Consider the following 12388-nt stretch of genomic DNA (forward strand, 5'->3'; position numbering starts at 1 on the left):
TATATACGGTTAATTCTCTTCGTTACCTCTTACACGTACATGGCCAGCAACAAATTATAGATCATCGTCGCAGCTTCAGCTCGATTCGTTTCACTTCCTGCACGTACCGTATGGTCTGTATATCCGCTCACAATCTTGGCCTGCACCGCTGCATCCAGTGCTTCTTGTGCCCAAGATGGCGTCTGTGATGCATCGGTGAAGTTTGGTTTAACGGATGTATTACCAGACATTCCGGCTTGTGCATCTGAACTTACTTTCAGCGCATTCGCCATCATGACAGCCATCTCGGCACGGGTAATGGTCCGATCAGGCTTAAATGTGTTATCACCATAGCCTTTCACGATTCCGGCTTGCACGGCTGCGGCAATATCACCTTTTGCCCAGTCTGGCAGACTACCTTGATCTGCAAATGTCAGATCCGAATTCACGGACTTCAATGCCAGCGCCTTACTGAGCAACGTAACAAACTCTGCCCGTGTGATCTTCTTCGAGGGTTGGAACGTACCATCTGTGTAACCTTGAATCACGTTCATGCCCAACAAACGATCTGCGTAGTCGGAAGCCCAGTGTCCATTCAGGTCAGACAGATTCACCGGTGTGTAACTGGACACAACGAATGTACCCAGATGATTAACATTGGCCGTTATGCTTCCTGCTGCATTCATCTTGCCACCGATAAATACCCAGCTCTGACGAGCTTCATTATAATAGTAGATCGCAGGCTGGGTGCCGTTAGGCAGATCTGCCGAATCTACATTCAGGCTCAATGCCGCCTGATCATTCAACGTTCTTCCGCCACTGCGGCTGATCTGAACAGCTTGTCCAAGTAAATTCAGGGAAGCTTTATTCTGCAACTTGTCCTTGGCAACCACAGACACTTTCAGTGCATCCTTGGAACCGATAGCCCCCGATGGAACATTGAATTGCACGATGTCTTTCAAACCCGTTTGGACCGGCTGATTCGCTTCCACCTCTACCTTCACTTCAGTGGATGAATCTGACCCCGTTTCCGGGTTGGTTGGAACGGTAGGCGTTGTTGGCACACTTGGTGTACTTCCTCCAGAATTCCCACCAGAGTTGCCTCCATTACCTCCACCTGAACCCCCGCCACCATTGCCTGAGCGGGCTTGTACAGTCACGGTACGGATAACTTCCTGTGCCGCATTACCAGCGATATCCTTCACGTTATACCGAAGGGTGTAGATTCCTGCTGCTTGTGTGTTCACCGTGCCATCCACCTGCACGGAACCACGGATGCCGACATTATCAGAAGCCTGTGCTCCAGGCTCGTTGTACGTATCTCCCACGATCAGCGTCATCTGGCTGCTACCTTGCAGGGTGATGACGGGAATCTCCCGGTCTATTTTAATGACCAGAGGTAAAGTATACGTTTGTTCCAGATCGTCTGTTGCTCGGAATAAAAGGTTGTGTTCTCCAGGCTCCGTTACCTCCAAAGGTGTATTCTCTGTATAAAGTTCATAAGTCTGCCCTCCATCACGGGACAACTCGATGATCGCGGAAGTAGAAGGTGCGTATACTGCGCTGGTTACACTAACCGTTACGGAATGGTTCGTCCATGTATCCGTGTGATACGGCTGGCCGTCAGCGGTAGTCATGTTGCTTTTTAATACCAGTGCCTGATTATTCTTGCCTTCCACAATGACAGTGAACGTTTTGGGTTGTGACTCCGTGCCACGTTGCACGGTTGCCGTCAGTTCCAATCGCTCATTATTGTCCGGTTGCGTTAGCAGCTTGCCCTCGTTATTCATTAGTTCCGGGTTGGAGCTGGACCAGCTAATCGTTGCACCATGCTTCCCTTCAACAGGAAGGGTAAGATCGGAATGGACCGCGTTCAGATCGCCCAGATCGATTGCTTGAAGCGTATCGGTTACCGCCTGTGCATCACTGTAAGGTGTGGCACTCATGAAGATTGGGTTGGAGTAGAACCACAGATCGCGATAGTTGCTATCGTTAATTTGATTAAAACGGGTCGTTGCATCAGCTGTCGTATTTTTTGGATCAAGTTGTGGTTCACCGTCTACAGTCTCACCTGTCACGTTCATGCCCAGATTCGTACCGCGCAGGCGGAAATACTTGTCCTGGTCTGTGGCTTTGATCTTGTACGTGATGACATTATAACCTTCGGCATCTGTCGTCCAATCGTTGGATGTGAAGGTAGCCAGTACTTTGGTAGAATCGTTGGTGTCTTTGGTATATGCGACTGTACCCTTCTGGGCCTTGGCTGTCACATCCCCAGCGATGAGATCAACGTGATCCACCACGGGTACTTGTCCAGCGGACGTACCACTGTTGATTGGATTTTCATAGTTGTTGCTCGTCGTTGGACTCTTGAAGCGAATCTTCAGCTCTACTTCATCGCCTTGAGTCACATTAAGGTCTCCGCCCATCTCAACCTGAGCACCCGCCCCGGAAGCTGTAAAGTCCAGTGCGTTGATCAGATCGCCGAATACGGAAAATGATTTCCCCGAACGCAGTCCATCCAGAACAGCCTGCATACCTGTACCCTCAACCCAGGAATACGTCTTGGCATATTCGCCCGGAAAATAACCACTGGAATTCGTGCCAATCGTCTTGAAGTGGTAATCCGAATTGCCATAGTTCCAGAAGTGACGTCCTTCTCCAAGCATTGCATCCCATAGTCCGCCAACCTTGGCGACCATATAGTCTACACCGCCGTATGTGCGGTATTTGTATCCATCATCTGCGGTCGGATTAGCTACATTGTAGCTTGTGTTGTACCCTCCACGATCCGGTTCCATCTGGTTACCCAGCATGCCTTCGATACCAAATACCACTTGTGGAGCCAGATCGTTGAACTCACGGAAGTCCGCGACGGTATATTTGTTTTTGCCGCGTGAAGGGTGGTTGATCATCGCATAACTTGTCGTTGGATAGTTCGTTGCGAGCCAATTGATGGCGGCTAAGGCATCCTGATGAGTCGTGTAAGCACGCCCTCCGTTCTGATCCCATTTTGTTACGTCAGCCGCATTAAACAGGTTCGCTGCGCGATTCGTGAAACGGTATTCGAATTCCTTGGCAGCGTTCAGCGCTTCGGTTGAGTTTGGCTCATCCGTAAGAATCCCCACCCCAACGTGTTCATGTGTCGGCATGTCCCATTCGAAACCGGAAAAGATCGTTTTACCTGCGTATTTGCCTGCATCCTGAAGTGCCTTGATCTGTGGTACTTGATACTCATTCATTCCTTGGGACATCGGTATTGGTCCACCCGAAATGTCGTTCCCGTTGTGATCTCGCTTGGATAACCGCAAATGATCCGTAAGTGCGATCCAGTCCAGACCATATTTGGTTAAACCCGCATCGAGCACGTTCTCCAGTGAAACCTGTGCATCATCGGACTCAAACGTATGTACATGCAAATCTCCCGTTTGCCAAGAACCTGTTGCCGAGCTGTTGATCGATGTGTTGTCCCCAGCATCTGCATACGTTATCGCAGCAGGGAAAGCCCCCATGACCATCCCTGTAGCCAAGGGTATAAGTGTAAGCATAGCGAGCACTTTCTTGCCTTTATTAATAAACAAAATCATCCCACCACCCGTTCTGAGTTGTTGTGTCGGGAGTAAATATAAGAGACTTTTGGGGGCAGGGTCAACGGCCTGGAAGCATGTATTTAAAATTTTACATATACCTGCATTCTTTCATATTCCGTTAAAGGTTACTCAAGCTTTTTCTAACAGAGTCATGCTCTGTACTGCTCCAAATTAGGATATTGAATCTAGGGATAATGCTGCAAATAGGAGGTGATACAAAATTCAGAGATTGTTCACGATTCAGGAAAGTTCCCCCACTGCTGTGGATCATTAGGAGGAGAATTGGTGTAGGCGAAATGATGAAGCGGAGTACATAGTGGATTTTGTAAAAAGATCAGGGTTACGTATACGCTGAGTATAGAAAAAAAGTACCCACGAATCATAGGCATAATATGCCCTGAAGCCGCAGGTACTTTGGGTTGAGCGGGATTTTGTATCAGCCTTCACATCTTTACTTTTGTGAAATGGGGGCGAGTTGTTTGTGAAATCCGACCTATCTCCACTTTATATTCATACTGGAAAAATACGACACATAAACCGATAATGTTGGAGATGGCTAACAACGCAAGGATCATTATTCATTGAGGGAGTTGTACACTTTTGAAAAGATTCTATCTAGGTTTTGGATTAACAATCACCATTATCATTGGACTATTATCAATCTCTACTCCAACAGAAGCAGCATCGAAGAAAGTAACCTTAAAATTATCAGATGGAGGGACGTACTATGGTGAAGTTTCAAACGGGAAACCTCATGGTAAAGGAACCGCGAGATGGGGAAAAACCGAAGTTTACTCTGGAGATTGGGTGAGTGGTACACGGCAAGGAAAAGGCAAGTATACATATACATTAGTTGAAGGTGGAGGTGTCCCCTTTGAGGATTACAATGAATCTAATATGGGCCATGGAACAGGTGAATTCACTACAAAAACCTACACCGGATCATGGATTAATGATACATATCATGGTAAAGGAAAAGAAATTACGCAATGGTTAGAAGTACAGTATCTTACTTCTGATGGCAAGGTTTACCCTGTAAATGACCGTTACAACAACACCATTAACGATGGAACATTCAATCAGGGCAAGATGTCTCAGGGATATTACGCAATCCACTCTTCAGATACTGTCTCACTAGGATATACTGATCATACAACTACGATTACTCTCAAAAATGATTATTTCAACGAAAAGTTAACCGGAGATAAGGACTTTTTTGACACGATTATCAATTATAAAAAGAAACACGGTTCTTCTGAAAAATATATTGGGATTAAACCATCCGAATTCTCCAAAGGTACATTAACTAGTGGCAAATTCACGGGGGTTACGCATCTAATCGATTATAGTGATTCAGTTAGTTATTCTAAACAAGTCATAATGAACGATAACGTATTAAAGGAGCATCACATCACATCTACAGCCTTTCATAAAGATCGGAAGAATACCATTAATGAATTCCTGCAAGCTATTAAGCCCTATTCAGTCAAAATCAATACCATCTCTGACGAGATTATGTCATTAAAAGACATTAACTATGAGGGAATGATTCCTAGGTAGGGGGGTCACAAAATGAGAAAAAAGCGATGGATTGTGAGCATAGTCATTTTGATTATCATACTTTTCATGAGCGAATTGATGATATTGTCCTCAGGAAAGGTTGGAGTTCTCAACATAACGCAGAGAGTTATTTCAGGTGCACCTCATGTTATCGTTCAAGGGCAAACACTGTCTTACCAAGGTAAGGTTCATTGGGAGGATATCCAAAGTAGTATCGAAGAATATTCCGTAAGCGATGAAGGAACGGTCTTGTATAAAGCACTAGGCACCCCCGTCCCCCCACCTTGGATATATGTGAGAAAAGAAAACCATCAGGGTTTCCGATATAAAATCCCGCAGCTTCCCTGGAAACTATAAAATGATCCGGGAACTTCACGAGCGGACATCACCAGATGTCCGCTTTTGCTATGAATTTTATAGTCTCACTCGCTGAAGGGTGACATGTCCTATGGTTCAGGTATCAAATACAATCCACACTATTGTTCCTCTCACTTTTCTTCCAATCCGTTAAACTGCCTGAGCATGGCGGTGAAACGTTCCAGTTCCTTATCATCCCATCTGGATATACGGTCATAAAAAACGGACTCCTTCTCCTTGAGCGCACCAACCGTCGATTGTTGACCAAGTTCCGTAAGAGATAGTAATACCCCGCGGCGATCCTTGGGGTCTTGCTCTTTGCTAACATATCCCGACTTTTCGAGTTGTTTGATTAATCGGCTGACCGAGCTGCGGTCCATTGCATTCGCTTCTGCCAAAGCCGCGGCACTTGTTGGGCCATAGGAGTAGAGCCACCGTACCAGTTGAAAAGCGGCAGGTTGCAGGTTCGCATCAAAACGCTCGGCAGATCGAACGTTAAGCGCATGCGATGCACTGATCAGTGCATGAATCTGCTCACCCAGCGCTAGCTCGAGGGTTGCTCTATCTTTGGTTTTGACTGGATTTTCACTCATTATTGTAAACTCCCTCTCCCTGAAACATGAAAGTAGACTCCTGAAATATAGTTGACAAATATCAATTAATATTTATAGTTGATTTATGTCCATTATATAATTCCGAATCTATTCGTGTCAAAAGGAGATCTTCTCATGAAAACTAAACATCCCATTATTGTAATTACCGGAGCAACAAGCGGTTTAGGGCAGCTTGCAGCCATGGAACTCGCCAAACGCGGGGCATATCTTATACTCACAACCCGAAGTAAGGAACGTGCAGAGACTACCAGGTACAAAATCAAGGAAATCATGCCTTCTGCCAAAATCGAATTTTTCTATGGAGACTTGTCCTTACTGAGTGATGTAAAACGTGTTGGGCTGGAGATTGCAGCCGCTTATCCGCGTATAGACGTACTTTTGAATAATGCCGGACTTCATGCTTTTGAACAGCGAGTCACGTCCGAAGGATATGCCGAGATGATAGCCGTCAACTATTTGGCGCCTTGGCTATTAACGCACACCTTGCAATCTTCCCTGATTCAATCCGGCCATGCCCGAGTCGTCAATGTTGCATCTGAAGCTTCGCGGAATCATGGCACACTGGTGTTGCCAGATGACTTAACGGATATCACTCCTTTTACTGCACGCGGTTCCTCTCCAATCTATGGCAAAACCAAACTGCTCAATATTATGTTTACTGGGGAACTAGCCAGACAATGGCGTGGAACCGGAATTCGCGTAAATGCCTTGAATCCTGGCTTTAATGTTACGGGTCTAGGACGAGAACTATGGTTTGCAAGTGTGCTTGAACGCATGTTAACCTTTTTGCACATCGGCGACCCGCGCCGGGGTGCGGATATCATTACTCGGTTGGCTGTGGATTCGAAGTATGGCGAGGTATCAGGAGGATATTTCAATGTGGGAACTGGAGCATCTATTGTTCCTATACATCCTGGCGGAGATGAGGCCATGCAAAACAGACTGTGGATCGTTACGAAACAACTGATGAAAGATCACGGCGTGCTGGATTAATCAAAAAAGAACAGGGGTGTTCCATAAGCCATTAACATAGCTAGGAACAACCCTTCCTTTTTTCAGTAACTTAGATTGCCGCAAATACCTTGTCAAAACCTGCTTTCGTCTTAGCGAACAGTTCACTCGTACTTAGGGTCGGCGCCGGTGCCAGTACTTCCTGAGCCACCACACCATTGTAACCAATCGCCTGCAGGTTTCTCAGAAAACCACTCAGATCAATGACCCCTTCGCCGGGGTACAAACGCTCATAATCCAGCAATTCTTCAACGGGCATATCATAGGCATCATTAATGTGAACATGAACAATCTGCTCTTTCTTCAGCTTCAGCAGATCTTCCATCGGTAAACCATTCGTATGCCAGTGATAGGAATCTACCAATAAACCTACGTTAGGCGCATGGATCGTCTCAATCCAGTCCAGCGTATCTTCCACACGCCAGATAAACGGATTCTTCCATTGCGTCCGCAAGTGATGGCATCCCACAAACTCCAGACCCAACTTAATTCCGTAAGCGTCCAAGATATCTGCGCAGAGTCTCAAACGTTTCGTAGCCGCTGCCATAAATTGCGCTGCCGGTTGATCCGTTGAGGGTAAAATATACGTGCAACAGCTGTAACAGTCCAGCGAAGCAGAAGCTTCTGCCATAGCGACCAACGATTGCAATCCCTCACGGAATTGCTCATCTGTCGTCCGCCACTCTACCGTCAGACCCGATGAACCGATGATCACCTGATTGCTTTCCAGCAGATGTTGCGCCTGTTCCTTGCCATACGTTTCAATCAATGAGAGCGGATTCAAATCTACAGATCCGAATCCGTGCTTGGCCGCTTCTGTGATATATTGTTCATCAGACTCGATATTGCCCAGTCCCGCATTCGTTAACCCTCTAATCATCCCAATCTCCTCCTGTGACTCGTCTGGAATTGCAGCTTGTGTATCATTTTCTTTATCATTTTATAATAGCAGTACTCTCCGAAAAAGAAACCATCAAAAAGAGCCGCAACAACGTTATATTAACGTCATTACCGCTCTAACATCTCTATCTCACACTCTCCAACGTATACCGATTACGCGGAATCTCAAGACCCAGATTCTCCCGAAGCGTCTCATGTTCATACTCCGTACGGAACAGCCCTCGTTCTTGCAGAACCGGAACAACTAGCTCCACGAAATCTTCCAATCCATTGGGCACCACGGTACGAACATTGAATCCGTCTGCCGCTTCACCTTCAAACCATTCCTGAATCTGATCTGCGATCTGATCCGGTGTACCAATGAACGATGTACGTGGGGTAGATGCCAGCAATGCCACTTGGCGCAGGGTCAGCCCTTGTTCTCGCGCCTTCTGCTTGATCTTGTCTGTTGTACTACGGAAGCTATTGCTGCCAATCTCCCCAATCTCGGGGAAAGGTTCGTCCAGCGCGTGCTGGGAGAAGTCATAATGATCGAAGTACCTCCCCAGATAGTTCAACGCCTGATCAATACTCACCAGTTCGGCAATTTCCTGATACTTCTGCTCCGCCTCTTCCTCCGTCCTGCCCACAATGGGGCCGATGCCCGGGAAGATCAGGATATCCTCTGCCTTGCGTCCATAAGCCACCGCTCTTGCTTTCACATCGTAGTAGAACTCCTTTGCTTCCTCCAGTGTCTCATGTCCCGTGTAGACGGCATCTGCCGATCGGGCGGCCAGATCTTTACCAGATTCAGATGAGCCCGCTTGGAAAATGACCGGATGACCCTGCTTCGAACGCCCCACATTAAGCGGACCCTGTACCGAGAAGTGCGCTCCCTTGTGATTCAGCGTATGTAACTTGGCAGGATCGAAGAATACGCCCTGCTCTTTGTCTCCGACAAAGGCATCGTCCTCCCAGGAATCCCAAAGTCCTTTGACCACATTCAGATGTTCTTCCGCAATCTCGTAGCGCAGCGCATGGTTGGGATGTTCACCTTTGCCAAAGTTAAGGGCCGATCCTTCCAGAGGTGAAGTAACCACATTCCATCCGGCTCTCCCACCGCTTAATTGATCCAACGAGGCAAATTGCCGCGCAACCGTGAAGGGTTCACTATAGGAAGTAGATAATGTAGCAACCAGCCCGATGTGGGAAGTTACCCCGGCGAGTGCGGACAGAAGCGTCAAAGGTTCGAAGCGATTGAGAAAATGAGGATTGGACTTCTCGTTGATGAAGAGGCCATCTGCAATAAAGAGCAGATCAAACTTCCCTTTTTCCGCGATACGCACCTGCTTCTTGTAGAATTCCAGGCTAAAGCTCGCGTTAATGGGAATATCCGGGTGACGCCAAAAGGAAATGCTGTTACCCACTCCGTTCAGATTAGCTCCCAACTTCAATTGTCGTTGCGACATATATATTCCTCCCTATGTTGTGGTGATGACACTGCCCAAGCCGCTCCAAGCAATACAATGCCTGTGAAGAGAAAAATAAACGGAATGCCGAACCATCCACCGAGAAAACCACCGATTAACGGTCCAAGTACAATACCGAACTGACTCGCCGTCTGACTCAGACTGACAGCCCTCCCACGAAAATCGTGATCAGCATACTTGATGATCAGCGCATTAAGCGCGGGATAGACTGCGGCAAAGAACAAACCATAAACAAATCGCAGGCTGCCAAAATAAATCAGATTATTTGCTGTCATTTGCAGCAGACTGCCAATTCCGCCGCCAATCAGACCAATAAACAGGGTTTTCTCGTATCCGATCCTTCCACCAATCTTCCCCCATCGCGGCCCCATAATGACCGTTGCCACACCAATCGCCGAGAAAACAATCCCTGCACTAAGTGTTGCACTGCCAACATCTCCACCAATCTGGACCACATAGAGCGTCAGCACCGGTTCGATGATGAGCACGGAGGTCGAGACTAGGAGAATCAAACTGTAGATTCGAATCAAACCCGGCGTGGAAGCCGCTCTTTTCAAATCCCCTATGATCCTTGTTGGTACTATCGTACGAGCTTGTCGTGACTCCTTAACACCGAGGACCATCAGTGCCGCGAGTAACGTAATGACAGCGGATGCAATGAAACATCCCCGCAGTCCGATCCAGTGACTCAACACACCACCGGCAAGAGGACCAAGAATCCCACCCGCAGCGCTGGCCGTGGAGATCACGCCAAGTGCATAACCCACCTGTTTCTCCGGAGTATTGGTGCCAATCAGTGTAATCGAGGCGGGATGAAAACCAGCCATGAGTCCCTGAAAGACCCTCACCGCGATAAACGTATACGGATCATACACAAAGAAGTTAGCCAGATGTGCAATGCCTAGCCCCACTCCGGAACGGACTAGCATCAGTTTGCTACCATATTTATCAGCCAGTGATCCCCAGAAGGGTGCGCATAATCCGCTGATCAGAAAGCTGATCGAGATCGAAATACCGGACCAAGCTTCCAGACCGCTCTGTATACCAAGATCATTTTGCAGGAATATAGGAAAGAACGGAACGGACAGCGAGTACGCCATATGATTAAAAAACAGGCCGAACCACAGAATATACAGATTTCTCTTCCATTGTGGCATCTTGGCATTCTCCATACTATATAATTCCTATATAAAAAGTAGGTTATTATCCATATTAGGGTACGACCAATGGAAAGTATAATAGAAAAGTTCAATAGACCCATTCAAGAATTAAATGAATGGGTCTACTACGTATGGTAATCGTACTATTCCTTCAATTGGACCGACATAAACACATCAACCTCGTCTTCACTATCCAACACAAATCCAAATCGTTCATACAATCGCCGAGCAGGGCTTCCCTGCAAAACATTTAACATAACACGTTTCCCCTGAACTTCATCCTGTTCCAGCAGCATGTTCAGTACATGAGTCCCTATTCTCTGGCCTTGATAATCGGGATGTATGTAGAAATGTTCCAATAGATATACCTCAGACTTGGGCTTCAACGCTACACAACCTACCATTGAACCCTCCACTTCAATAATCTGTGTCTGGGCAGGATTGAATGTATTCCGGAAACGTTCACGCACCTTCACATCATCGTACCTTCCCAGTCTCGTTAGATCATCGTATAATACCAAGGCTCGCAAATCAGCGAGTTGCTCTTGGTCTGCCTGTACAGCTTGACGCATTGTTATTGGGTTCATTTGTTGAATTCCTTTCCAGTGGAGACACGTTAATTTTTGAATGTCATATCGCACTATAGAACACTAAAAATCATACCTTTGGCAGCTCACTTGAGCAATATCGGATTTTAGAATGCACTATATTTTTCAAACCTATTGAACTCCTCAAAAAAAAATAAAAAAGCCCAAAAAGGATGGTGCAGTCTTGCTTATACCAATAAGCGAACCCGCAGCCATCCCTTCTGGGATGTAGATTATTTTAGAAAACTATGAAACATGTGAAGCTTGTGCTGCATGTTGTAATGCTTCCAGACCCAATGCTAGCGCACCACATAGGCCTGCATGCTGGCCCAATCCGGGCTGCACAATATATTGGTCGATATGTTGCGTGATTGGGGCTGCATTTACATAACCATTGAGATTCCGCACTACCTGCTCCCGGATCATAGGAAACAGATGATCTTGCTGCATCACACCACCGCCCAAGATGATCTTCTGCGGTGAATGAAGCAAGATGGCCGTTGTAATCGACTCCGCAATGTAAAAGGACTCAATCTCCCACGCCGGATGATCCGCCGGCAGTTCACTGCCAGGGATCTGCCAGCGAGCTTCAATGGCTGGACCTGCTGCCATCCCCTCCAGACAATCGCCATGATACGGGCATAATCCGGCAAAGTGGTCGTCTGGATGGCGTCTTGTGCGAATATGTCCACCCTCGGGATGTAATAATCCGTGTACTCGTTTGCCCCCTGCCACAAGTCCGACACCAACTCCTGTGCCAATCGTGTAATATACACAGTTATCCAGCCCTTGCGCCGCACCCCACGTCACTTCACCGAGCGCGGCAGCATTCACATCCGTATCCCATCCAAAAGGAACCGAAAATTCATGCTTCAAGGTTCCAATCACATTACAGTTTCCCCACCTAGGCTTAGGTGTGGTCGTAATATAACCATAGGTGGGACTATCCGGTTGCAGATCAATCGGACCAAAGGAGCCGACCCCTATGGCTTCCACATCTTTATCCCTGAAATAGTCGATCACCTTGGCAAGAGTGGTCTCCGGGTGTTCTGTTGGAAAGCTGACCCGATCTTCAATCTGTCCATGCTCATTACCTACACCACATACAAACTTTGTTCCGCCCGCTTCTATAGCTCCAATACGCATCGTTTGGGCTCCTTT

General features: G+C 47.1%; 10 protein-coding genes. 3 read left to right on the forward strand and 7 right to left on the reverse strand.

The window, feature by feature from the left end:
* Positions 1 to 29 precede the first annotated feature (29 nt).
* The gene (locus NSQ20_RS24015) at positions 30 to 3560 is read right to left on the reverse strand and encodes an S-layer homology domain-containing protein (RefSeq protein ID WP_340031029.1); all 3531 of its coding nucleotides are present in this window, start codon (positions 3558 to 3560) and stop codon (positions 30 to 32) included.
* A gap of 609 nt (positions 3561 to 4169) precedes the next feature.
* Here NSQ20_RS24015 and NSQ20_RS24020 point away from each other — a divergent pair.
* Together NSQ20_RS24020 and NSQ20_RS24025 are read left to right on the forward strand one after the other, a co-directional pair.
* Positions 4170 to 5129, forward strand: a complete 960-nt coding sequence (locus NSQ20_RS24020; protein ID WP_340031030.1) for a hypothetical protein — start codon at positions 4170 to 4172, stop codon at positions 5127 to 5129.
* Between the two features lie 12 nt (positions 5130 to 5141).
* Positions 5142 to 5486 carry a hypothetical protein gene (locus NSQ20_RS24025; protein WP_076319925.1) on the forward strand — a complete coding sequence of 115 codons (345 nt, stop codon included), beginning with the start codon at positions 5142 to 5144 and terminating at the stop codon, positions 5484 to 5486.
* Positions 5487 to 5617: 131 nt separating this feature from the next.
* On the opposite strand, the gene NSQ20_RS24030 is transcribed toward NSQ20_RS24025, so the two are convergent.
* Complete coding sequence (locus NSQ20_RS24030; RefSeq protein ID WP_076319924.1) at positions 5618 to 6079, reverse strand: MarR family transcriptional regulator; 462 nt, start codon at positions 6077 to 6079, stop codon at positions 5618 to 5620.
* A 135-nt stretch (positions 6080 to 6214) separates the two neighbouring features.
* Here NSQ20_RS24030 and NSQ20_RS24035 point away from each other — a divergent pair, with 135 nt between their 5' ends.
* Entirely contained in the window at positions 6215 to 7093 is an 879-nt protein-coding gene (locus NSQ20_RS24035) for an SDR family NAD(P)-dependent oxidoreductase (RefSeq protein WP_076252855.1), read from the forward strand.
* Between the two features lie 70 nt (positions 7094 to 7163).
* Here NSQ20_RS24035 and NSQ20_RS24040 read toward each other — a convergent pair whose 3' ends face one another.
* From NSQ20_RS24040 to NSQ20_RS24060, 5 genes are all read right to left on the reverse strand, one after another.
* On the reverse strand, positions 7164 to 7991 hold the full coding sequence (locus tag NSQ20_RS24040) for a sugar phosphate isomerase/epimerase family protein (RefSeq protein WP_076319923.1): 828 nt from the start codon (positions 7989 to 7991) through the stop codon (positions 7164 to 7166).
* Between the two features lie 145 nt (positions 7992 to 8136).
* Positions 8137 to 9459: an LLM class flavin-dependent oxidoreductase gene (locus NSQ20_RS24045; RefSeq protein ID WP_076319922.1), complete on the reverse strand. Its 1323-nt coding sequence runs from the start codon at positions 9457 to 9459 to the stop codon at positions 8137 to 8139.
* Positions 9441 to 10637, reverse strand: a complete 1197-nt coding sequence (locus NSQ20_RS24050; protein WP_076319956.1) for an MFS transporter — start codon at positions 10635 to 10637, stop codon at positions 9441 to 9443. Before NSQ20_RS24050 ends, NSQ20_RS24045 begins: the two co-directional genes overlap by 19 nt.
* A 146-nt stretch (positions 10638 to 10783) precedes the next feature.
* Positions 10784 to 11227: a GNAT family N-acetyltransferase gene (locus NSQ20_RS24055; RefSeq protein ID WP_076319921.1), complete on the reverse strand. Its 444-nt coding sequence runs from the start codon at positions 11225 to 11227 to the stop codon at positions 10784 to 10786.
* 246 nt (positions 11228 to 11473) lie between these two features.
* Positions 11474 to 12373, reverse strand: a complete 900-nt coding sequence (locus NSQ20_RS24060; protein ID WP_076329104.1) for an ROK family protein — start codon at positions 12371 to 12373, stop codon at positions 11474 to 11476.
* Between the last annotated feature and the right edge of the window lie 15 nt (positions 12374 to 12388).

Source organism: Paenibacillus sp. FSL K6-1122 (assembly GCF_037977015.1).
In the GTDB taxonomy this organism is placed as follows: Bacteria; Bacillota; Bacilli; order Paenibacillales; family Paenibacillaceae; genus Paenibacillus; species Paenibacillus amylolyticus.

Coding starts and splice junctions, on each gene's coding strand:
- NSQ20_RS24030 (WP_076319924.1), bottom strand. CDS start 6,079: ATGAGTGAAAATCCAGTCAAAACCAAAGATAGAGCAACCCTCGAGCTA.
- NSQ20_RS24060 (WP_076329104.1), bottom strand. CDS start 12,373: ATGCGTATTGGAGCTATAGAAGCGGGCGGAACAAAGTTTGTATGTGGT.
- NSQ20_RS24050 (WP_076319956.1), bottom strand. CDS start 10,637: ATGCCACAATGGAAGAGAAATCTGTATATTCTGTGGTTCGGCCTGTTT.
- NSQ20_RS24045 (WP_076319922.1), bottom strand. CDS start 9,459: ATGTCGCAACGACAATTGAAGTTGGGAGCTAATCTGAACGGAGTGGGT.
- NSQ20_RS24040 (WP_076319923.1), bottom strand. CDS start 7,991: ATGATTAGAGGGTTAACGAATGCGGGACTGGGCAATATCGAGTCTGAT.
- NSQ20_RS24055 (WP_076319921.1), bottom strand. CDS start 11,227: ATGAACCCAATAACAATGCGTCAAGCTGTACAGGCAGACCAAGAGCAA.
- NSQ20_RS24035 (WP_076252855.1), top strand. CDS start 6,215: ATGAAAACTAAACATCCCATTATTGTAATTACCGGAGCAACAAGCGGT.
- NSQ20_RS24025 (WP_076319925.1), top strand. CDS start 5,142: ATGAGAAAAAAGCGATGGATTGTGAGCATAGTCATTTTGATTATCATA.